The 22484-nt window shown below is 60.4% G+C and carries 20 protein-coding genes and 1 pseudogene; 8 read left to right on the top strand and 13 right to left on the bottom strand.

The window, feature by feature from the left end; translation table 11 throughout:
• The first annotated feature begins 91 nt into the window (after positions 1-91).
• Positions 92-1903 carry a monovalent cation:proton antiporter-2 (CPA2) family protein gene (locus V6S97_RS03840; protein WP_334426106.1) on the top strand — a complete coding sequence of 604 codons (1812 nt, stop codon included), beginning with the start codon at positions 92-94 and terminating at the stop codon, positions 1901-1903.
• A gap of 54 nt (positions 1904-1957) precedes the next feature.
• Entirely contained in the window at positions 1958-2566 is a 609-nt protein-coding gene (locus V6S97_RS03835; RefSeq protein ID WP_003509696.1) for a pyridoxamine 5'-phosphate oxidase family protein, read from the top strand.
• 225 nt (positions 2567-2791) lie between these two features.
• Here the strand turns inward: V6S97_RS03835 and V6S97_RS03830 are convergent, their stop codons facing one another.
• From V6S97_RS03830 to V6S97_RS03795, 8 genes are all read right to left on the bottom strand, one after another.
• Positions 2792-3862 carry a GGDEF domain-containing protein gene (locus tag V6S97_RS03830; RefSeq protein WP_003509694.1) on the bottom strand — a complete coding sequence of 357 codons (1071 nt, stop codon included), beginning with the start codon at positions 3860-3862 and terminating at the stop codon, positions 2792-2794.
• 505 nt (positions 3863-4367) lie between these two features.
• Complete coding sequence (locus V6S97_RS03825; RefSeq protein WP_111784433.1) at positions 4368-5585, bottom strand: molybdopterin molybdotransferase MoeA; 1218 nt, start codon at positions 5583-5585, stop codon at positions 4368-4370.
• Positions 5586-6077, bottom strand: a complete 492-nt coding sequence (moaC, locus tag V6S97_RS03820) for a cyclic pyranopterin monophosphate synthase MoaC (RefSeq protein WP_060726302.1) — start codon at positions 6075-6077, stop codon at positions 5586-5588.
• 7 nt (positions 6078-6084) lie between these two features.
• Entirely contained in the window at positions 6085-6900 is an 816-nt protein-coding gene (trpC, locus tag V6S97_RS03815; protein WP_060726301.1) for an indole-3-glycerol phosphate synthase TrpC, read from the bottom strand.
• Between the two features lie 10 nt (positions 6901-6910).
• Positions 6911-7924, bottom strand: coding sequence for an anthranilate phosphoribosyltransferase (gene trpD / locus V6S97_RS03810; protein ID WP_003503036.1), 1014 nt, complete (start codon positions 7922-7924; stop codon positions 6911-6913).
• Positions 7925-7940: 16 nt separating this feature from the next.
• Positions 7941-9833 carry a peptidylprolyl isomerase gene (locus V6S97_RS03805; RefSeq protein ID WP_077998375.1) on the bottom strand — a complete coding sequence of 631 codons (1893 nt, stop codon included), beginning with the start codon at positions 9831-9833 and terminating at the stop codon, positions 7941-7943.
• 408 nt (positions 9834-10241) lie between these two features.
• A complete protein-coding gene (locus tag V6S97_RS03800; protein WP_003503032.1) occupies positions 10242-10376 on the bottom strand; it encodes a hypothetical protein in 135 nt (44 codons plus the stop codon).
• 42 nt (positions 10377-10418) lie between these two features.
• On the bottom strand, positions 10419-10598 hold the full coding sequence (locus tag V6S97_RS03795) for a hypothetical protein (RefSeq protein WP_003503030.1): 180 nt from the start codon (positions 10596-10598) through the stop codon (positions 10419-10421).
• Between the two features lie 437 nt (positions 10599-11035).
• Between V6S97_RS03795 and coaD the strand changes: the two genes are divergently transcribed.
• From coaD to V6S97_RS03765, 6 genes are all read left to right on the top strand, one after another.
• Positions 11036-11530, top strand: coding sequence for a pantetheine-phosphate adenylyltransferase (gene coaD, locus V6S97_RS03790; RefSeq protein WP_003503029.1), 495 nt, complete (start codon positions 11036-11038; stop codon positions 11528-11530).
• 29 nt (positions 11531-11559) lie between these two features.
• Positions 11560-12129 (top strand): peptidylprolyl isomerase, encoded by a 570-nt coding sequence (locus tag V6S97_RS03785; RefSeq protein WP_059760168.1) that lies wholly within the window; start codon positions 11560-11562, stop codon positions 12127-12129.
• A 36-nt stretch (positions 12130-12165) separates the two neighbouring features.
• Positions 12166-12675, top strand: coding sequence for a peptidylprolyl isomerase (locus tag V6S97_RS03780; RefSeq protein ID WP_003503025.1), 510 nt, complete (start codon positions 12166-12168; stop codon positions 12673-12675).
• 320 nt (positions 12676-12995) lie between these two features.
• The gene (gene queA, locus V6S97_RS03775) at positions 12996-14078 is read left to right on the top strand and encodes a tRNA preQ1(34) S-adenosylmethionine ribosyltransferase-isomerase QueA (protein ID WP_112355644.1); all 1083 of its coding nucleotides are present in this window, start codon (positions 12996-12998) and stop codon (positions 14076-14078) included.
• On the top strand, positions 14078-15208 hold the full coding sequence (tgt, locus tag V6S97_RS03770; RefSeq protein ID WP_006314436.1) for a tRNA guanosine(34) transglycosylase Tgt: 1131 nt from the start codon (positions 14078-14080) through the stop codon (positions 15206-15208). Before queA ends, tgt begins: the two co-directional genes overlap by 1 nt.
• A gap of 37 nt (positions 15209-15245) precedes the next feature.
• Positions 15246-16403 carry an aminodeoxychorismate synthase component I gene (locus tag V6S97_RS03765; RefSeq protein ID WP_112355645.1) on the top strand — a complete coding sequence of 386 codons (1158 nt, stop codon included), beginning with the start codon at positions 15246-15248 and terminating at the stop codon, positions 16401-16403.
• Between the two features lie 501 nt (positions 16404-16904).
• Here the strand turns inward: V6S97_RS03765 and V6S97_RS03760 are convergent.
• The 5 genes and pseudogenes from V6S97_RS03760 to V6S97_RS03740 all read right to left on the bottom strand — a co-directional run.
• Positions 16905-18173, bottom strand: a pseudogene (locus V6S97_RS03760) (type III PLP-dependent enzyme); the annotation flags it as partial.
• On the bottom strand, positions 18157-19689 hold the full coding sequence (locus V6S97_RS03755) for an AMP-binding protein (protein WP_003503015.1): 1533 nt from the start codon (positions 19687-19689) through the stop codon (positions 18157-18159). The pseudogene V6S97_RS03760 and the gene V6S97_RS03755, both read right to left, overlap by 17 nt.
• Entirely contained in the window at positions 19686-19949 is a 264-nt protein-coding gene (locus V6S97_RS03750) for an acyl carrier protein (RefSeq protein ID WP_003503006.1), read from the bottom strand. Before V6S97_RS03750 ends, V6S97_RS03755 begins: the two co-directional genes overlap by 4 nt.
• Positions 19950-20054: 105 nt before the next feature.
• The gene (locus V6S97_RS03745) at positions 20055-20795 is read right to left on the bottom strand and encodes a DUF922 domain-containing Zn-dependent protease (protein WP_161974080.1); all 741 of its coding nucleotides are present in this window, start codon (positions 20793-20795) and stop codon (positions 20055-20057) included.
• A 287-nt stretch (positions 20796-21082) separates the two neighbouring features.
• Entirely contained in the window at positions 21083-22210 is a 1128-nt protein-coding gene (locus tag V6S97_RS03740; protein WP_003503003.1) for an S-(hydroxymethyl)glutathione dehydrogenase/class III alcohol dehydrogenase, read from the bottom strand.
• Between the last annotated feature and the right edge of the window lie 274 nt (positions 22211-22484).

Genomic DNA, 22484 nt, shown 5'->3' with positions numbered 1-22484 from the left:
GTCAGTAAAATCGTTTTCGCTTTTCCCGTCGATGCGCTAGGAAGTGAGGGAGGGAACACCCTCGTCTTATTGATTTTCAGCGGGGTGGCGTGTGGCTGTAGAAGCGAACGGAAATGATCTGGCCCAGGTGGTCGTATTGTTGGCGGCAGGCGTTGTCGCCGCGCCGATCTTCAAGCGCATCGGCCTCGGCTCGGTGCTCGGTTATCTGGCCGCCGGCCTTGTGATCGGGCCTTATGGTCTCGGTTTCTTTTCCGATTCGCAGGCCATTCTGCATATAGCGGAACTCGGCGTGGTGATGTTCCTGTTCATCATCGGCCTTGAAATGCAGCCCTCGCGGCTGTGGTCGATGCGGCAGGATATTTTCGGGCTGGGTGCCTTGCAGGTGCTGGTCTGTATGGCGGGTCTGACGCTGGTGGGCGTCAGCCTCGGCTTTCCCGTCATCATGTCCTTCGTCGCCGGCACTGGTTTCGTGCTGACCTCGACGGCGATCGTCATGCAGATGCTGCAGGAACGCAACAGCATGTCGAGCCTTAAAGGCCAGCGCATCATAGCGATCCTGCTGTTTGAGGATCTGGCCATTGTGCCGCTGCTGGCGCTTGTCGCCTTCCTCGGTGCGGGCGGCGAACATGTGACGGCGTCGGAGCGCTGGGTCTCCGTCGGCATCGCGCTTGCCGCCGTCGGCGCGCTCATCCTGGCCGGGCGTTATCTTCTCAACCCGTTTTTCCGCCTGCTGGCTGCTTCCGGCGCGCGTGAGGTGATGACGGCCGCGGCGCTGCTGGTGGTGCTCGGTTCGGCGCTTCTGATGCAGGTCAGCGGTCTTTCGATGGCCATGGGCGCTTTCCTTGCCGGCGTGCTTCTGTCGGAATCCTCTTTCCGCCACCAGATTGAGGCGGATATCGAGCCGTTTCGCGGTATTCTGCTCGGGCTGTTCTTCCTCGGCGTCGGCATGGCCATCGATCTTGCCGTCATTGCCTCCAACTGGCAGCTCGTGCTGGTTAGCGTCGTCGCCTACATGCTGCTCAAGGCCTTCCTGATCTATGGCGTGGCGCGGGCGCTTGGCACTACCAGGCGCGAAAGCCTGGAACGGGCGGTACTGATGGCGCAGGGCGGTGAATTCGCCTTCGTGCTTTATTCGGCCGCCGTCAGCGCTGGTATTCTCGACCGGGAGGCGAACGCCATCCTGACGGCGACCATTATCATCTCCATGGTGCTGACGCCGCTGATAGTCATCCTGCATGACCGGCTGGTGCCGGCGGCGGTTCCCAATACCGACGATCTCGACGTGCCCGAGAATGTCGAGGGCAGCATTCTCCTGATCGGCTTCGGGCGTTTCGGCCAGATCGTCAGCCAGCCGCTTCTGGCGCGGGGCTATACGCTGTCGCTCATCGACAAGGATGCCGAGTTCGTGCGCGATGCGGCGGAGTTCGGCTTCAAGGTCTATTATGGCGACGGTTCGCGGTCGGAAATCCTGCATGCGGCCGGCGCCAGCACGGCGCGCGCGGTTCTCATCTGCGTCGATGACAAGGAGGCGGCGGTCAGGATCGCGGAGATCGTCAAGCACGAATTCCCGCTGGTGCCCGTCCTTGCCCGTGCTTACGACCGTGGCCATGCCATCGATCTGCTCAAGGCGGGTGTCGATTACCAGATCCGCGAGACGCTGGAATCGGCGCTGAATTTCAGCGAGGAAGTGCTTGGCGCCATGGGCGAGGAACGGGAAGACGCTGCCCGTCTGGTGGAGGAATTCCGCGACCGCGACGAGGAACGTTTCGCCATGGAAGTCGTCGGCGGCATCTATGCCGGCCGGTCGCTGATCCGCGGCAACGCCCAGCCGGCCGATCTGGTTGCCGCCCGCACGGCGCGCGAGCGGGCCGAGCGGGAAAAGGCGGAAGCGGCAGAGGAATAGGACGCGCCGATCTTTCGATGTCGGCAAAGGGAATTCGTATGGATAGGAACGGATATGACGATCATTCGCACGGTTGAGGAATTGAAGGCCATCTATGACGGCACGAGCGAGGCATCGATCGCCAAGGTGACAGCCACGCTGACGGCCGAATACCGGCTGATGATCGAGACTTCGCCGTTCCTCGCGCTGGCGACGGTCGGGCCGGAGGGCATGGACTGTTCACCGCGCGGCGACAAGGGCGGCGTGGTCAGGGTGGCTGATGACAGGACGGTGCTTCTGCCGGACTGGCGCGGCAATAACCGCGTGGATTCGCTTTTGAACATCGTGCGCGATCCGCGCGTGGCGCTGATGTTCCTGATCCCCGGCTCGAACACGACGATGCGCATCAACGGCCGCGCCGTGGTCTCCGTCGCTCCCGATCTGCTGGAGAGCTTCGAGATGGATGGCAAACATCCGCGCACGGTTATCGTGGTGACGATCGACGAAGTCTATTTCCAGTGCGCCCGGGCGCTGATGCGCTCCGAGCTGTGGAACCCCGATAATTTCGTCGATCCGGCGGCGCTCCCGACACCCGGTCTTCTGCTCAAGGCGGCGAAGGCGGAGTTCGATCAGGAAACCTATGACCGCGAATGGGCGGCGCGGGCGGCGAAGACCATGTGGTGAGGCGCAATAAAGACGCGACCGTCGGGCCGCTGAGGCAAGCCTCGCAAGGCTTACGCCATTGGCGAAAGCGGAGTGTCTCACTCCGTCACCCCGGACTGGTCCGGGGTCTAGCGCGATCAAGTCCTTGATCGCCAGAGACTCTTTTCACGGCGCAGACGCGCCGTGACTGGATGCCGGATCAAGTCCGGCATGACGGGGGAGATAGTGGCGCGTACGCCAACATCCTCAAGTCCGATAAATCAGCCAGTTCTTCCCGACATAGTTCTTCTGCATGCCGTCCTCATAATAGACGGAGCGGTTCCGGCCGGTTTCCTTGGCATGGTAGAGCGCCGTATCGGCATGGCCGTAAAGCTCGCTCGGATTGGTGGCCTGTGCGGCGGAGGCGAAGCCGATGGAAATTGTCACCGTGCCATAGTCGGCGCCCGATCTCGAATTGCGGAACGGCGTGCTTTCCAGCGACAGGCGGATGCGCTCGCACGTCACCATCACCTCTTCGGGCGTGTTGCCATCCAGAATGATGGCGAATTCCTCGCCGCCGCTTCTGGCGACAAAACCATCCTTGCGGACATTGGCGCGGATGACCGAGGCGACGGTGGCGAGAATCTTGTCGCCGACCGGATGGCCGAATGTGTCGTTGACCCGCTTGAAGTGATCGATATCGAGCAGAACCAGCGTGGTATATTGCAGGCCGATGGAGCTGTCATAAACCGATGCCAGCCGGTCGTCGAAGGCGCGCCGGTTGGAGAGGCGCGTCAGCGAGTCGGTATTGGCGATGCGCTTGTATTCGTCCAGTTCGAGGCGCACCTGATGCATTTCCTCGGCATGGCGATTGACGTCATTGAACGCCTTTTCGCCGTCGATGATTTTCGAGCCGGTGGCTTCGGCCAGCAATGAGATTGCATTCCTCAGAATATTGCTGCTGGCGGCGTTCTTGTCGTCGATGCGCTGGCGCGTTTCGCCGAGAATCCTGTTGTAGTTTTCGATGGAGGATTGTTCGCGCCTCAGCGTTCCCAGCAGACCCTCCAGTTCACGCCGCAGCTTGTCATGCGCATCGTCGATCGACCGTGCGGGATTACCTTCGCCGTAGCGTGAGGACAGCTCGTCCAGATCTTCCTGCGTCACCCGGTTGCCGAGCGCGGCCAGATCCTTCGTCAGGGCAGGGTTCGAACCGATATAGGCTTCGTAAAACAGGCTGTAGTTACGCGGGATCGGCGAAACACCCATGCTCCGCATGGCATAGGCAATCTGCCCGGCAATGTCGGGCCCCGTGGTTTTGGGCGTGGATGCCGTGTTCATCAAGAAACTCCAGTGAGTCTGCTTATCGACTATGATTATTATTATGAAGCTAGTTTTGGAAAGCTTAATTTACGGGAAACTAATTTTTGTTTCCAGAAACTCGTTTTTCGCCAATTTTTATTTTAGTTAATTGATAAATATAAGTAATTTTCATTTTGAAGAATTCCGGAGCTTTTTATCTCTACTATTCGTCTTGGTGACAGCATCGCATTTATTCTGTCAATCCCAATAACGGGGTTGGTGTGATTTATTTTGGCACAACAATAAGGAAAGATATTGCCGGGATGAAAAGAGATGAGGTTTTTTGAGTTGGGAGAGACACCGCCTATAGGCGGCGTTTTCTGTCATCCGTGTCGGGATACAGTAACGTTACAGTTTTATTTGCGGCTCCATGCCATGCGGGATGCGGCAGTGCCATTTTGTGACGGCGCCGCAACCATTCGGCAAATTTTGCGAAGGGATCAATTATGCTTCCGGCCGCAGCTTCGGCCGCACCGACTGCGTGTCAGGATTTCAGCCTTATGACCGGGCATTCCGCCCCGGCGGTTGCCGCCGGCGCATGTGGCGGGCGCACGATCAGGCCATCGGAATGGGCCAATATCTTCATCATCGATGAATCCTGCTTCGCGTAGGCTTCCGCCACCAGCATGCCGTTTTCGTCCGTGCTGAAACGGGCGCGCAGATAGTCCTGCCGTTGGTCATTCGCCTTCAGCGGTGTGGCGGTGCGGGCCGTAGCTTCGCGTTGCAGGGGGGCGCGGCGGGCGATGCTGCGGACCAGGGGTTCGAGGAACAGCAGGCCGCAGAGGAGGCTTGCAACCGGGTTTCCAGGCAGGCCCAGAACCTGCATGGCGCCGATGGCGCCGACCATCAGCGGTTTCCCCGGACGCATGGCGATGCGCCAGAAATCGAGCTGCATGCCTTCCGCCTTCAACGCGGCCTGCACGAGGTCGTGGTCGCCAACGGAGGCGCCGCCGAGCGTCACCAGCACATCGACCTTTGCCGCGACGGCCTTGCCGATGGCGGCGCGGATCAGCCTGTCGTCATCGGCGATGATGCCGAGGTCGAGAACCTCCGCGCCGGCCTGCCGGGCAAGGGCTGCGACACCGAAGGTGTTGGAGGCGATGATCTGGGCGGGCTGCGGTGCGCTTCCCGGTGGCAGCAACTCATCGCCGGTGGCGAGGATGGCGATGCGCGGCTTGCGATAGACGGTCAGCGCGGCATGGTTCATCGCCGCCGCCAGTGTGAGGTCGGTGAAGCCAAGTTCACGCCCGGCCTTCAGCGCCGTTTCGCCTTCGGTAAAATCCTGCCCGCGCGGGCGGATATGTCGCCCGGCGGTGACGTCGAAGGCGGTGCGGATCTTTCCGCTCTCCAGCACTTCGGCATCTTCCTGAATGAGGACTGTATCCGCACCCTGCGGCACGGGCGCGCCGGTGAAGATGCGCACGGCCTGGCCTTCACCAACAGTGCCGGCAAAAGCATGGCCGGCGGCGGCCTGACCGATGACAGTGAGGACCGAACCGATATTGAGCGCATCGGCGCTGCGCAGGGCATAGCCATCCATGGCCGAGGCATCAAAGGGCGGCTGGGTGAGACGCGCCGTAAGGTCGGCCGAGAGAACGCGACCATCACATTCGGCAAGCGGCAGGGTCTCGCTTTCGGTCACCGGAACCGCTGCCTCCAGAAGGCGTGTTATGGCCTCATCCACGGGCAGCAGCGGTTTCATTCAGGTCTCCTGTCGCCGGAAATCGCCGGATTTGCCGCCGCTCTTTTCGAGAAGGCGGATATTGACGATTTCCATCGCCTTGTCGGCGGCTTTCGCCATGTCATAGATCGTCAGGCAGGCAATGGAGACGGCGGTCAGCGCTTCCATCTCCACGCCCGTTTTGCCAGACAGTTTCACCATGGCCTCGACTCTCAGGCCGGGCAGGGCGGTATCTTCGGTAATATCGACCGCAACCTTGGTCAGCATCAGCGGATGGCAGAGCGGAATGAGGTTTGCCGTCTGCTTGGCGGCCATGATGCCCGCCAGACGGGCGGTGCCGATGACATCGCCCTTCTTGGCATTGCCGTCGCGGATGAGCGCCAGCGTTTCCAGCTTCATCTTCACAAAGCCTTCGGCCACGGCGACGCGGACGGTCTCGGCCTTGTCGCCGACATCGACCATATGCGCTTCGCCGCTCGCATCGATATGGGTGAGCCTGTTTGCCTCGCTCATCGGGGCTTTATTCCGCTGCCAGAATGCCGGATTGGCCTGTCAGCAGCGCTTTGGTCGCCGCCGTCACATCATCCTTGCGCATCAGGCTTTCGCCGACGAGGAAGGTGCTGATGCCGCTCTTTTCCAGACGCTGGCAATCCTCGAAGGTGAAGATGCCGCTTTCGCCCACCAGCAGCCGGTCAGCCGGCACGAGGCCCGCCAGCTTCTCGCTGGTTTCGAGACTGACTTCGAAGGTGCGCAGGTTGCGGTTGTTGATGCCGAGAAGCGGCGAGGCGAGTTTCAGCGCCCGTTCGGTTTCTTCGGCGTCATGCACCTCGACCAGCACATCCATGCCGAGCGCAAAAGCCTCGTCTTCAAGGCGTTTCGCCTCGTCGTCGGAAAGCGAGGCCATGATGAGGAGAATACAGTCCGCGCCCCAGGCACGGGCTTCATGCACCTGGTAAGTATCGAACATGAAATCCTTGCGCAGCGCCGGCAAAGCGCAGGCATTGCGGGCGGCGGTCAGGAATTCCGGTGCGCCCTGAAAGCTCGGCGTATCCGTCAAAACCGACAGACAAGCGGCGCCACCGGCTTCATAGGCGGCGGCCAGCGCCGGCGGATCGAAATCCGGACGGATCAGGCCCTTGGAGGGGCTCGCCTTCTTGATTTCGGCGATCAGCCCGAACTTGCCTTCGGCCTGCTTTGCCCTCAGCGCTTTATAAAAGCCGCGGGGCGCGCTCTGGTCTGCGGCCATGGCCTTCAGATCGGCCAGCGAAACCTTCGCCTTGGCGGCGGCGATTTCCTCGCGCTTGTAAGTCTCGATCTTTTTGAGAATGTCGCTCATGATCTCGCTCTCATTCTTCGTTGGACACGGCAACCAGACGGTCGAGCGCGGCTGCGGCCTTGCCGCTGTCCAGCGCCTCGCTGACGATCGCCATCGCCTCAGTGAGCGTTTCCGCCTTGCCGGCAATGACCAGCGCTGCGGCCGCGTTGCACAGCGACACGTCACGATAGGCGTTGCGTTTGCCGGACAGGACCTCGCGCAGTGCGGCTGCATTGGCAATGCCGTCGCCGCCCTTCAGGTCTTCCATGGAAGCGGGCTCGACGCCGAAATCCTTCGGCGTCAGGTCGAAAGTGCGGATCTTGCCGCCTTCCAGCGCCGCCACATGGGTAACGCCCGTGGTCGTCACCTCGTCCATGCCGTCGCCATGCACGACCCAGATGCTTTCAGAACCGAGATCGCGCAGCACTTCGGCAAGCGGCACCAGCCAGCGCGGCGAGAAGACGCCGAGCAGTTGGCGTTTTGCGCCTGCCGGATTGGAGAGGGGGCCAAGCAGGTTGAAGATCGTCCGCGTGCCGAGTTCGACGCGGCTGGGGCCGACATGGCGCATGGCCGAATGGTGCAGCTGCGCGAACATGAAGCCGAGACCCGCCTCGCTGATGCAGCGGGCGATGAGCTCGGGACCGATATCGAGCTTCACGCCAAGCGCGGATAGTGCGTCTGCCGTGCCGGATTTGGAGCTCAGCGCCCGGTTGCCATGCTTGGCGACGGGCAGGCCCGTTCCGGCGACGATGATCGAGGCGAGTGTCGAGATATTATAGGTGCCGATGCCGTCACCGCCGGTTCCGACGATATCGATGGCATTGGCGGGAGCCGAAACCGGCAGCATGCGGGCGCGCATGGAGGAGACGGCGCCGACGATTTCGTCCACCGTTTCGCCGCGCACGCGCAGCGCCATCAGGAAGCCGCCAATCTGCGACGGCGTGGCTTCGCCCGACATCAGAACGTCAAAAGCCGCCCGCGATTCCTCGCGGTTCAGGCTCTCTCCATTTGCGACCTTGGCGATCAGCGGCTTCAGTTCGGCCATCTTGTCGCCCCCCGGGTTAGAAGCCGACCATCGCCTGATCGGCGAGGGCCTGATTGATGGTGACACCATAGTCATTCTGCAGGCGGTTGACCATCTGGTCCAGCATGTCGTCGCCGGCCGCGCGGGCAATGGCGGCAAACTGCTGGTCGTCATTGGCAAGCGCGTCTGCCGGGGCATTGGTGTCGACGGAGGTGACCTTGAAGAGGATGCGGCTGGAACCCTCGGCATCGGCGGCGGTGCCGACCACGCCTTCGGCGCCCGAGAAGACGGCGGCGATGGTCTGCCGTCCGAAAATAGCGTCCTCGCTGGTGCGGCGCAGGCCGGATTTCTGCTCGACGGCAAGGCTCAGCTCACCGGCCACGGCTTCCAGCGTGTCGCCCTTTTCGACGCGCGCCTTCAGTTCCTCGGCCTTGGCGGCAAGCGCGTTGCGCTGCTGTTCCGCCGTCCAGTCGGCCACGACATCGTCGCGCACTTCGGCAAGCGTGCGGTCGCGGGCGGCGATGATCTGGTCGACATCGAACCAGATGTAGCCTTCACGGCCGAGATTGATCGGCAGGGCTTCCGTGCCGGGTTCGGTCTTGAAGACCTCCTGCGCGAGCTGCGGGGAGGGCAGGCCCTGAATCGCATCGCCCTTCTCATCGAGGCCGGAAGCGTCGATGGCGGCGATGGTGACGGCCTTCAGGTTCAGCTGCGTTGCCGCATCCGCGAGCGAAGAGCCGCCGGCGCGCAGGTCCTCGTAACGGTCATGAACATTGGTGATTTCTTCCGCAGCGGCGGCGGTGGCGAGGTCCTTGCGGATATCCTCTTTCGCCTCTTCCAGCGTGCGGGTGGTTTCCGGCTTGATGCCGGTGACGCGCAGGAGCACCGGGCCGAAGGAACCTTCGACCACCGGCGATACGCCGCCATCCTTCTGGATGGCGAAAGCGGCATCGGCAATCGACTGGTCGGGGATGGTATCCTTGGTGAATTCGCCGAGCGTGACGTCCGACGCGGCCTTGCCCTGATCCTTCACCACCTGGTCATAGGTGGTATTGCCGAGGCGGATCTGTTCGGCGGCTGCTTCGGCCATTTCCTTTTCAGGGAAGGTCAGCTGCTCCACCGTGCGGCGGCCGGCGGTGCGGAAGCTGTCCTTGTGGCTGTTGTAATAATCAGCGATCTGGGCGTCGGTGACGGAGGCCTGATCGGCAATGTCCGACGGTTCCAGCTTCACATAGGTGAACTTGCGGAACTCGGGCGCGCGGTATTTCGTCTTGTTGGTCTCGAACCAGGGCGTGAGCACATCGTCGCCCGGCGCCTTGACCGGCGGAATGACGGCGTTCGAAAGAATGACGTAGTCGACCGAGCGCTGTTCATTACGATATTGCTTCAGCGCATCCACCAGCACCTGCGGTGCGGCAAAACCATCGGAGACGGCTTCAACGATCTGGCTTCGGACGGCAACCTTGCTGCGTTCCTTGATATAGTCGTCCTCGCGGAAGCCGGAATTGCGCAGGCGCTCGCTGAAGAGATTACGGTCGAACTGGCCGTTGACCGACTTGAAGGCCGGGTCTTCGGCGATGAGGTTGGCGAGGCGGTTTTCCGAAAGGCCGAGATTCATCTTCGAGGCCAGCTCGTCAAGGGCTGCACCGGCCGCAAGCTGGCTGAAGACCTGACGGTCGATGCCGAAGGCCTTGGCCTGTTCGGTCGTCAGCCGGGTGCCGAACTGGCGGCTGAGATCGGAAATCTGGCGCTGATAGGCGAGGCGGAACTCCTCAGGGCTGACCGTCTGGTCGCCCACCGTCATGACGGCGTGGGAATTGGCGGTGACAAGCGATGCGGAGACGCCCCAGACGCCAAACGAAACAACAAGCAGGAGAAGCAGCAGCTTGGCTGCCATGGTTCGAGAAGCATTTCTCAGGGAATCGAGCATCGTTATGCAAACCTCACAGGAACGTCATCGCGGTCGCCGGCTGTCCGGCCCGCAACGTATCGGCGTTCCTTAAATCAATCCAAACGGAAATTGAAGGGAATTTGCCTTTGAAAAACGGGGTTTTGAAAACGGTTGTGTGATTGGAGGCGCCGAAATGGAGGCGATGGTCCGATATCGGCTGCCTCTCCTTACCTCATTCCTGTGCTTGTCACAGGAATTAAGCCAGCTCAAGTCCTTGGGCTGAAAGGACTCCTCCCACTGCACGAGAGCCGCGTCGGCCGGTTTCCCGTGACAAGCACAGGAATGAGGGAAGGAGAGGCTGGCGGCTTGGCAAAACAAAACCGCCCGGAAGGTCCAGGCGGTTGAAAAGAATCATTTCTAAGGGGCCGTCGGGTCGGTTCGCCGCGCTCAGAAGGCGCGGTCGCGCCGGATCGTCGCCTTGAATTCCTCATCCTCCCGCCGCATCTCGGCGACGACTGATATCATTGATGTCACGAACATTACGCTGATCAGGGCCAGAAGCATCGTCAGAAATGTGAACATTGATATCGTCTCCGGGAGTTATGGGGAAATTCTCCCCGTTCCTCAGTAATAATTCATATACTGGTAACGGGCGGTCAGCTGCGGGTAGTCCGGTCCCTGGGTTTCAGGCTTCTGCTCATAAAGGCTAAACGTCGTTGCTACCATTGCGATAACCAGTACTGTCCAGGCGGTGCTGATGACGCTGATTTTCGCCGAAGTAGACTGTTTTTCTCTTACAAACATCTGTCCGTTCCTTTGGTTCTTTCTTAACGCGCCATGTCTCGACATGTTCCGCGTCAACCGTAAAAATCGATTAGCATCGCGCCTGTGAAACTTCCTTGAATGGCTCGTTCATCTGGCGTTCAGGAAACTGGCTAAGGCCGTCATTCGAGAAAAAGATACTCGGCAGCGAATGATGCGATGATCGAAAGGACGATCATGAAGGCCAGCATTTTCAATTCTCCGGATGCTTAACGAGTGAGGGGCGTTTCGGTTTCCCGATGTTGTGCATTTAAACAAAATAGCTGTGAAACCGCACTGAACGGCCCATTCATCCCGGGTTCACGCCGCAGCCGGGCTTGTGAGGGATGGTTATAAAGTCTTGCGCCGCGTGCCTCTCCATGACAAAAGGCGGGCACATGATACCCAGCATCGAAGCGCGCCCACCACCTGAGAGCGATATGACGATTGCCTTTTATCCAGGATCCTTCGATCCGATGACCAACGGACATCTGGATGTGCTTATCCAGGCGCTGAACGTGGCGTCGAAAGTCATCGTTGCCGTCGGCATCCATCCCGGAAAAGCACCGCTGTTCAGCTTCGAAGAGCGGGCGGCGCTGATAAAGCAGGCGCTTTCCGAACAGCTGCCCGATCAGGCGGCGCGCATGGAAGTCGTTTCCTTCGATAATCTGGTCGTTGACGCCGCGCGCCAGCACGGCGCGCATCTCCTGCTGCGCGGCCTGCGTGACGGCACAGATCTCGATTATGAAATGCAGATGGCCGGCATGAACCGCCAGATGGCGCCTGATATTCAGACCGTGTTCCTGCCCGCCGGCACGTCGTCGCGACCCATTACAGCCACATTGGTCCGGCAGATCGCCGCCATGGGCGGCAATGTCGACGCCTTCGTGCCCAAGGCCGTGCTTGAAGCCCTCAACGCCAAGCTGAAGCGCTGACTTCAGCCTCACATTCTGGAGCCAATCCGATGAAACTCGTTCGATTTGCCTTTGCCGGCGCCATGTTTGCAGGCGCGCTTGCCGCCAGCACCCTCGCTTCGGCCGCCGAACTTCTCACCGTCCAGCTGAAGGATGGTCCCGTTGTCATCGAGCTGATGCCCGATGTTGCGCCGAAGCATGTTGCGCAGATCGAGGCGCTGGCCAAGAAGGGCGCTTATGACAACGTCGCCTTCCACCGCGTCATCGACGGCTTCATGGCGCAGACCGGCGACGTGCAGTATGGCAACATGGAGAAGGGCTTCAGCGCCCAGCGCGCAGGTACGGGTGGTTCCGACCTTCCGGATATTCCGGCCGAATTCTCCAAGGTTCCGTTCACGCGCGGTGTGGTCGGCATGGCCCGCTCGCAGGATCCGAATTCCGCCAATTCGCAGTTCTTCATCATGTTTGCCGACGGCCCGTTCCTGAACGGGCAATACACCGTGGTCGGCAAGGTCGTGTCCGGCATGGAAGCCGTTGACAAGATCAAGCGCGGCGCCGGCGGCAACGGCGAAGTTTCCAACCCCGACCGGATGATCAAGGTCACCGTCGGCAAAAAGTAAGGTAGGGCAATAGAGCCCGAACAGAGGAGAATAACCATGGCCGAGATCAAGGATCCGGAAAACACCATCATCATGGAAACGACGACCGGCAAGGTCGTGATCCAGCTGCTGCCGGAAGTTGCTCCGGGCCACGTTGCCCGCATCAAGGAACTCGTATCGGAAGGCGCTTATGACGGCGTCGTGTTCCACCGCGTCATCGAAGACTTCATGGCCCAGACCGGCGACGTGCAGTTCGGCAAGAAGGGTTCCGACAGCTTCAACCCGGCCCGCGCCGGCATGGGCGGTTCCGACAAGCCGGACCTGAAGGCTGAATTCTCCGCCATCCCGCACGTGCGCGGCACCTGCTCCATGGCCCGTTCGCAGAGCCCGAACTCCGCCAATTCGCAGTTCTTCATCTGCTTCACGGATTCTCCGTGGCTCAACAAGCAGTACACCGTCTGGGGCCAGGTCATCGAAGGCATGGAAGCCATCGATAAGGTCAAGCGCGGCGAGCCGGTGAAGGATCCCGATTCGATCGTTTCCATCAAGCTCGCTTCGGCGGCCTGATTTTCGGAAGTTGCAGTTTGACCCGTCCCGCAGTTTATGCGGGGCGGGTTTTGATGTTTATTGACGGTGCTTGATGTGGAGGACGGTGCGGCAGATTTGACGATTGCTGTTCTTTGCGCCGTTTCCTTTTTCCCTCATTCCCGTGCTTGTCACAGGAATCCAGCCAGCCCAAGTCTTTGGGCTGGAAAGCCACCCTCGCCACGCAGACGCGCGTCGACTGGATTCCTGTGACAAGCACAGGAATGAGGGGAGTGGGCGGGATGCGGCGGACCGAAATTCACCGTGCCGTGTAAAGTTTTGATGTCTGGAAGACCCTTGCAATGCGTGTAGACCTGTTCGATTTCGATTTGCCCGAGGAGAATATCGCCCTTCGCCCGGCGAACCCGCGCGACAGCGCGCGCCTGCTGGTGGTCGATCCGAATGAAAGCCGCATGGATGACCACAGCGTCTTCGACCTGCCGACTTTTCTGAAGCCGGGCGATGCGCTTGTCTTCAACGACACCCGTGTCATTCCCGCCCAGCTTGAAGGCGTTCGCCTGCGCGAAGGTGCGCCTGAGACGGCGGTTTCGGCCACGCTGCACATGCGCGCCGACCAATCGCGCTGGAAGGCTTTCGCGCGTCCCGGCAAGCGCATCAAAGAGGGTGACCGCATCCGTTTCGGTTATGAGCGCGACAATGCCTGCGGCCTTGCCCATCTCGAGGCCACCGTCGAGGAAAAGGGCGAAGAGGGCGAAATCACGCTGCTTTTCGACGTTTCCGGCCCTGTTCTGGATGAGGCGATCGCCTCCGTCGGCCATATTCCCTTGCCGCCCTACATTGCCGCCAAGCGGCCGGAAGATGCGCAGGACCAGACCGATTACCAGACCATCTATGCCCGCGAGAAGGGCGCCGTCGCAGCCCCCACCGCCGGACTGCATTTCACGCCCGATCTGTTCGAATCTCTTGATAAGGGGGGTATCGAGCGACATTTCGTGACGCTTCACGTTGGGGCAGGCACCTTCCTTCCGGTGAAGTCCGACGATACCGACGATCACAAGATGCATTTCGAGATCGGCCATGTGTCGCAGGAAACCGCAGCCAGGCTGAATGCCGTGAAGGCGCGCGGCGGGCGCATCGTCTGCGTCGGCACCACCTCGCTGCGGTTGATCGAAAGCGCTGCCTCCGAAGACGGCGTCATTCACCCATGGTCAGGCCCCACAGGCATCTTCATCACGCCCGGATATCGCTTCCGCGCGGTCGATATTCTGATGACCAATTTCCACCTGCCGAAATCGACGCTGTTCATGCTCGTTTCGGCTTTCTGCGGTCTCGAAACGATGCGTGACGCTTATAAGCACGCCATCGAAACCGGATACCGCTTCTATTCCTATGGCGATTCCAGCCTGTTGTTCCGGAAAAACTGATGCACGAGAAATTCACCTTCACCCTGAAAGCCACGAGTGGCGGCGCACGCCTTGGCGAGGTTGCCATGCCGCGCGGCGTCATCCGCACGCCCGCCTTCATGCCTGTTGGCACTGTCGGCACCGTCAAGGCCATGTATCTCGATCAGGTGCGCGAGCTGGGGGCCGATATCATTCTCGGCAATACCTATCACCTGATGCTGCGGCCCGGCCCGGAGCGCGTGGCAAGGCTTGGCGGGTTGCATGAGCTTATCCGCTGGCCGCATCCGATCCTCACCGACAGCGGCGGTTTTCAGGTCATGTCGCTTTCCGGCCTGCGCAAGCTGGACGAGAAGGGTGTGACCTTCAAGAGCCATGTGGACGGTTCGCTGCACCATATGTCGCCGGAACGCTCGATCGAAATTCAGGGCATGCTTGATTCGGACATCCAGATGCAGCTTGATGAATGCATCGCGCTGCCAGCCGAGCGCAAGGAAATCGAGCGCGCCATGGAAATGTCGCTGCGCTGGGCGGAACGCTGCCGCGTTGCCTTTGGCGAACAGCCTGGCAAGGCCATGTTCGGCATCGTGCAGGGTGGCGACCAGCCGGATCTGCGCATTCGTTCCGCCGAAGGGCTGAAGGAGCTTGATCTCAAGGGTTACGCGGTCGGCGGCCTTGCCGTCGGCGAGCCGCAGGATGTGATGCTGGGCATGCTCGACATCACGCTGCCGGTGCTGCCCACTGAAAAGCCGCGTTATCTGATGGGCGTCGGTACGCCTGACGATATTCTGAAATCCGTCGCGCGCGGCATCGACATGTTCGACTGCGTGATGCCGACCCGTTCCGGTCGTCACGGGCTTGCCTTCACCCGTCGCGGCAGGGTCAATATCCGCAATGCCCGCCATGCGGAGGATATGCGGCCGCTCGATGAGCAGTCAAACTGCCCGGCCTCGCGTGATTACTCCCGCGCCTATCTGCATCATCTTACGCGCTCCAACGAGGCGCTGGGCGGCATGCTGCTCTCCTGGCACAATCTTGCCTATTATCAGGAGCTGATGCAGGGTATCCGCAAGTCGATCGAGGAAGGCCGTTTCGCCGATTTTTATGCGGAAACCATCGAGATGTGGGCGCGGGGCGATATAGACCCGGTCTGACGTTTCCCGACCCTTTCTCCTGTTTCGGACGCTTTCATTGGCACATGCGCCTTACGTTCTTTTCCGGGATGATACGACCGGCACGGTGACTGCCTTCACCGAGCCGGAAGAGATCATCGTCGCGGACGAGCCGGAAGCGTTTTTTGCCGCCCTGACGCGCATGGAGCAGCTGCGCCGCGCCGGGAAATACCTTGCCGGCTATATGTCCTACGAGGCGGGTTTCCTGTTCGAGCCGAAACTTGTGGACTTTGCTGCCGAGCCTCGCAACGTGCCGTTCCTTCGCTTCGGCGTCTTTTCCGGCCCACAGCCGGATGAGGGGCGATTTGCGCGGCCCGAAAGTCTGCCGGATGCCGATGCGTTTCTGTCCGATCCCGCGCCCGCATGGAGCCTTGAAGATTATTGCCAGCGCTTCGAGCGGCTGCACGGGCATCTGCGTCGCGGCGACTGTTATCAGGGCAATCTGACGATGCCCGTTCACGCTCGCTGGAGCGGCGATCCGCTCACGGCTTTCTGGTCATTGGTTGAGCGCCAGCCGGTCAAATATGGCGCGCTGGTCGATCTCGGTGGACCGGTGATCCTGTCGCGCTCACCGGAACTGTTTTTCTCGGTGGACGGGCAAGGTTTCATTGAAACCCATCCGATGAAGGGAACGACGCCGCGCGGTGCGAATGCGCAAGAGGACCGGGCGATCATCGCGGCGATGCTTGAGGATGAAAAGACGCTTGCCGAAAACCGCATGATCGTCGATCTCCTGCGCAACGATATTTCCCGAATCACCGAAGTCGGCAGCCTCCATGTGCCGCGACTGTTCGATATCGAGACCTATCCCACCGTGCACCAGATGGTCAGCCATGTGCGCGCGAAGCTTTTGCCTGATGTGACGGTGGAGGATATTTTCGCGGCGCTTTTTCCCTGCGGTTCGGTGACCGGCGCGCCGAAAATGTGGGCGATGAAGATCCTGCGCGAACTGGAACAGACGCCGCGCGACGCCTATTGCGGCGCGATCGGCGCCATATCGCCTGGTGGGGAGATGAGGTTCTCCGTGGCGATCCGCACGATGACGCTGTTCGATGACGGTCGCGCGGTCTTCAATGTTGGCGGCGGTATTGTGTTCGATTCCGATGCCGAGGCGGAATATGATGAGTGTCTGCTGAAATCCAAATTTGCGGTTGGGGACAGACTGTTACGGGGGTGATTATCCCGTGCGTTGCGTCTCAGTTTACCGGTATTGCGAATCTGTAAGGCGGACATCCCGAAAGAACGATTTAATCTTATCCTGCACATTCGCGTCAGGCGTCGTTACTTCATAGAAGCTACTGTCGATTGCCCGAATGGTCACCCATTCCTGATCCAAGGCTGGCGACAACGCAGTAAACTGCCCCCATATCACTTGTTTCGCCTTCTTCGCGAGGTCGGCCAGAACGGCGCCTGAAATACGCGCATCTTTCTGGGCCAACATCTCGAGGTCATCTCGCGATTCACCCACCACCTCAAACCATTCATCGGCGGATTGCAGAGACTTGACCGTGGAAACGACCCAAGTTGCCGTTTGAGAGGCCGGTGCGAGGAGATGAAGGAGATCGTAAAGATCGGCTGCAATTACGCCCTCGCGAATGTCATAAATTCTTAGTGTTTGATGGGGATTTTCGGATGTGAGGGTAGCAATATTGTCTCCAGCCCTATCTCGAGCCGACGTGACAATGGCGATGTCACCATCCTCGATCAGCACTTCCTTCGCCGCCGGATGGCTGAGAAAACCCGAAGGGCTAGCGGTGGCGCCATAGGCGCCCGATTGCAGGATTGCCAGGAGATCACCAGCCTTCAGCTTCGGCAGGGCCGCATTGCGGGCCAGGGTGTCGAGCGGTGTGCAGAGCGGGCCGACGATGGTTGCCGTTTCCTCATAGTCTGCCTGCATCATGGCCGGTGCGACGATGGGGTAGTTGCGCTTGACGATCTGGCCGAGATTGCCGGAGGCGGCGAGGTGGTGGTGCATGCCGCCATCCATCACCACGAAGGTAGTGCCGCGCGAGTTCTTTACCGAATTCACCTCCGCCACATAGATGCCAGCCGGGCCGGCGAGGAAACGGCCGGGTTCGACAATGATATGGGCGTCTGCGACTAGCGGATGCGCCTTCAGAAGCGCCTTGAGGTCGGGAATGGCGGCGCTGACTTTCTCAAGATCGAGCGGTGTTTCCCCGGCGAAATAGGGGATGCCGAGACCGCCGCCAAGATCGATGGTCTCGAGCGGCTTGCCGAGCATCTCGGCCATGCGCGCGGCAAGGGAAATGCCGTGTCGCCATTGGGAGACGAGCATGTCGGCATCGAGTATCTGCGTGCCGCCGTAAATATGGACGCCGATGAGATCGATATGGCGGGCGTCCTTGAAGAGTGGCAGGACATTTTCCAGCTCTTCCTCATCGAAACCGAAGGCCGTGGCCTTGCCGCCCATACGCATCGCGCCGGCCTGTGCATCCGGCACCGGATTGATGCGGATCGAGGCTTTGACCGGCTTGCCGATCGCCTCGATGCGGCCGATTTCCTCGGCGCTTTCGATGTGGATTTCGCCGATGCCGCCCTCGATCACTTCGCGCAATTCGGCTTTGCTTTTGCCGGGGCCGGCGAAGATGATTTTTTCCGGTGCGACACCGGCCTTGATGGCGGCGCGGTATTCGCCGACGGAAGCAATTTCCGCACCGGCGCCTTCCTGGCGGAAAAGCGAGATGATGGCGGGCAGGGGATTGGCCTTCACCGAATAATAGATGTCGGCAAAGCCACTGAGCGCCGTTTCGAGATTGCGATAGGCGCGGCGCATGGCGCTGGCGTCATAGAGAAAGCATGGTGTTCCGGTTCCGGCGACAATATCGCGCACGGGAAGTCCACCGATCATCAGATCGTTTTCGCTTATGCCGAATAACGCGGCTGCAAAGGCCGGGCCGTGGCTCTGGGGTTTATCCGTTGGCGCCATTGTCCGTCCGTTCGCGCACCAGCGCGCGGTAATCCACCTTGCCATTGGCCGTTGTCGGCAGTCGTTCCACCAGTTCGATGGCGCGCGGGATCATGAAGGGGGCGAGCATTTCGGCGGCTTTTTTAAGCGCGGCCGAAACATCGATATTCTGGTTGGCGGCGGTCGCCACGGCATGCACCTTTTCGCCCGCAAACGGGTCGGGCAGGCCGATAACGGCGACCTGCTGGAAAAGCCCTGTCGACATCAGGCTCTCCTCGACCTCGGTCGGGCTGATGCGATAGCCTGAGGATTTGATCATTGCATCGTTGCGGGCAACGAAACTGAAGAAACCGTCCTCGTCTTCCACTGCCAGATCGCCGGAATAACAGACGGTCTCGCCGCCCAGCGCCGCCGGAATGAAGGGGTGAGGGCGCAGCACCTTGGCGGTGTCCTCCGGCCGGTTCCAGTAACCAAGCGAGACGGTCGGGCCGCGATGCACGAGAATGCCGGGTTCACCCGGTTTTGCTCTCTGTCCCTCGGCGGTGACGATGAAGATTTCACATTCGGGAATGGCCTTGCCGATGGAGGTCGGGCGGCGGTCGATTTCATCAGGCGGCAGGAAGGTGGAGCGGAAGGCCTCGGTGAGGCCATACATCAGGTAGATTTTCGTATCCGGCAGCTTCTCGCGCAGCGCTTTTACGGTTTCCTGCGGCACGCGTCCGCCGGAATTGGTGATGTAACGCAGATGCGGCAGAGGCGTCTTTGTGAGCGATGGGGCCGCTTTCGTCAGGATCGCCCAGATGGTCGGCACGCCGGCCAGACCCGTGATGGCGTGGTCGCGCAGATCGCGGACGATCTCATCGCCCAGCCGGAAGGTGGAGATAACAGTGGCCGCGCCCTGTTCCACCGCCGTCAGCAGCTGGTTCAGGCCATAATCGAAGCTGAAAGGCAGGAGGGAAAGAATGCGGTCCCTGCCGGTGATGTCCAGATAGGTGCGCACGATGCGCGCGCCGGCCAGAAGATTGCGGTGCGACAGCATCACGCCCTTGGGCGAGCCGGTGGAGCCGGAGGTATAAAGAATTGCGGCCAGGTCTTCGCCGATCGCCGCCGAAGGCCGGGCGGGTGCGCCGGTGCGGGTCCCAATCTCCTCCGCCAGCAGGATCGTGACATCGGGAAGGTCTGCCAATGCTGCATTCAGCTCATCCATCATCGCAGCGTTGCTGATGACGATCTTTGCGCCGCAATCCCTGATGATATGGCGGATCTGCTGCGCCTTCAGCAATGCGTTGACAGGCACGAAGACGCCGGCCGCCATGCTCACGCCGAAGATCGACCAGCATTCCTCGATGCCGCGCGGCAGATAGATGACGACGCGGTCACCGCGTTGTGTTCCGGCTTCCTGCAATGCCGCTGCACAACGGGCTGCTGCCTCGGCGAATTCGCGATAGTTCAGCGATCGGTCCTTGTGGACGACGGCCGGATCGTCGCTCGCCGCGCGCGCGGTAAGAAGATGGTGCAGCAGGAAATGGGGTGTCATCTCCTCCGTTCCCTGAGGACGAAGGCGATGAGATCGGCCGGCGTGCCGAGATTGTCGGGGGTGAAATGCTCGTCATCGAGAATGATGCCGAAACCCTCCCCGAGGAAGATCATCAACTCAAGAAACCCGAGCGAATCGATCACACCGCCTTCGAGAAGCAGCGTGTCGGCGGAAAAGGGGGCATAGGCGGGAAAACGATTGGAGAGGTAGGAATAGATGGTATCAGCAACGTCGATTTCACTCTTTTGCGCTGCAAGCATGCTCGTTCTCCGATTTCCCTCGTGTTCCCCAGAAGACTGCCCGGAACGGCGCTTTGTCTGTAAAGGCCAAGATTCCGTCAAGTCGCGCACGAATCACTAAAATACCTACGGTGGCAATAACACCAACTCTGAGTATGTTTCGTTAATAAATTGTGGGTTCCATACGCCTTTTACTTGTATGGGTGCAGATTTATGTGCGGCCAGGCCGCCGGCCTTTCGCTCTCCCTCAAGCGCCGCCATGGTCAGCGCAACCCGGCCGTGGCCAAGAAGGTGGCGGGCAATTGCGGATATGTGCCTTTGCGCAACCTGCCGGTCGTCGCAATGGATGAGGCGCGCGGAGGGCAGTCTTCTGGTTGTGGTTTTCAGGAAGACCAGCGGGTGGTGGCGGTTCTCCGCCTCCATCACGGCCACGATGCAGCCGAGGCGGGCGTGGTCTTCTAGCATGTCGCGCGTTTCGGCGGACAATATTCCCGGTTTTATGTCCGCAAGCGGGCGGAGCCGCGCACTCGCCGGGCGAAGTGCAGCAAAGGGCAGCGGATAAAAAAGCGTGCAATCGGTCACCGTCGCAAAGCCCAGCCTCTCATTCAGCCTGCAGGCTTCGGGAGAGGGGGTGAGATCGGTGAAGATTTCGTCCTCATTGGATGAGGCCATCTGCAGCATGCGCGGTGCGAACCAGCGGCAGGAAGGCTCCACATACCAGCTGGACAGGTTGACGATGATCGTGCCGGTACCGGGCAGGCGGCTTTTGATCGTCAGCAGCACACCTGCGGCATCGTCGCCCTTGATCAGTAATTGCCCGATCGGACCCAGTTCGCGCCGCTCGTGATGCTCGCTGATGAGCGACAACCCGCGCGACCAGAAGGCCTCGCTTTTTTCCGGGAAGCCTTTCGCCAGAAGAGCGACGGCGGCGACGCGGTTTCCGTTGTCGATCGGTACGATTTTCAGGGTCGCTCTCCGCTGGTCTGGCGCCGTTCTGGGCGGGGAGGGATTTTCAACTCCACCGCGCAGTATCGGCTTACGACGATAGATTTACCGTCCAGTTAATCGCAATGGCTGCAGGCGGTTGGAGGCGATCACATTTGCATGAAAGGCGGGCGCGCGCGGTTACGCGCGCCCGCCTCCTTCTTATCCAATCAATAAACCACGACGCCGCGGATGCTTTCGCCCTTATGCATCAGGTCGAAGCCCTTGTTGATGTCTTCTAGCGGCATGGTGTGGGTGATCATCGGGTCTATCTGGATCTTGCCTTCCATGTACCAATCGACGATCTTCGGCACATCCGTGCGGCCGCGCGCACCGCCAAAAGCGGTGCCCATCCAGTTGCGGCCGGTGACGAGCTGGAACGGACGCGTGGAGATTTCCTGGCCGGCGCCGGCAACGCCGATGATGACCGACTTGCCCCAGCCGCGATGCGAGGCTTCCAGCGCCTGGCGCATGACCTTGGTATTGCCGGTGCAATCGAACGTGTAATCCGCGCCGCCGATTAGGTCGCCATTACGCTTCGTCATGTTGACAAGATAGGGCACGATGTCCTCGCCGACTTCCTTCGGGTTGACGAAATGGGTCATGCCGAACTTCTCGCCCCAGGCCTTGCGGTCGGGGTTGATGTCGACGCCGATGATCATGTCCGCGCCGGCAAGACGCAGGCCCTGCAGCACGTTGAGGCCGATGCCGCCAAGGCCGAAGACGATCGCCGTGGAGCCGATCTCGACCTTGGCGGTGTTGATGACCGCACCGATGCCGGTGGTGACGCCGCAGCCGATGTAGCAGACCTTGTCGAAGGGTGCATCGGGATTGATCTTGGCCAGCGCGATCTCCGGCAGGACCGTATAGTTCGAGAAGGTCGAGCAGCCCATGTAGTGATGGATCTTGTCCTTGCCGATCGAGAAGCGCGAGGTCCCGTCAGGCATCACGCCCTGGCCCTGGGTGGCGCGGATTGAGGTGCAGAGATTGGTCTTGCGCGAGGTGCAGGAATAGCACTCGCGGCATTCCGGCGTGTAGAGCGGAATGACATGGTCGCCCTTCTTGACCGAGGTGACGCCCGGTCCGACATCCACCACGATGCCCGCGCCTTCATGGCCGAGAATGGCCGGGAACAGGCCTTCCGGATCCGCGCCCGACAGGGTGAAATCGTCCGTATGGCAGATGCCGGTCGCCTTGACCTCAACCAGCACTTCGCCGGCGCGGGGGCCTTCGAGTTGAACGGTCATGACCTCAAGCGGTTTTCCGGCCTGAATGGCAACTGCGGCGCGAACGTCCATATCTTATCTCCTGGCATTGTCTTGTGATTGAACAGGGCTGTTTTGCCCGAGCTTGGCTGGAGGGACAAGGGGCAAACCCCGGTTTGTCGCCCCGAAGAAAACTGCATTGCCGAAATCGGCCCCGTCATGCACGGCATGATGGCCACAATTCATACGTTCTAATTTATTAATAAATGAATTAAGCATATGAATTTACAGCATATTTTCCGGTTTTTGTTGGCCTTTGGTTTACGGTTTCCGTGCTAATAACCCCGTGGATTTTAAGAGGTCGGCG

Origin of the sequence: Agrobacterium sp. CCNWLW155, assembly GCF_036888815.1 — a bacterium.
In the GTDB taxonomy this organism is placed as follows: Bacteria; Pseudomonadota; Alphaproteobacteria; order Rhizobiales; family Rhizobiaceae; genus Agrobacterium; species Agrobacterium radiobacter.
The sequence above is the reverse complement of the archived record's forward strand: the minus strand, read 5'-3'. Positions and strand labels throughout refer to the sequence as shown.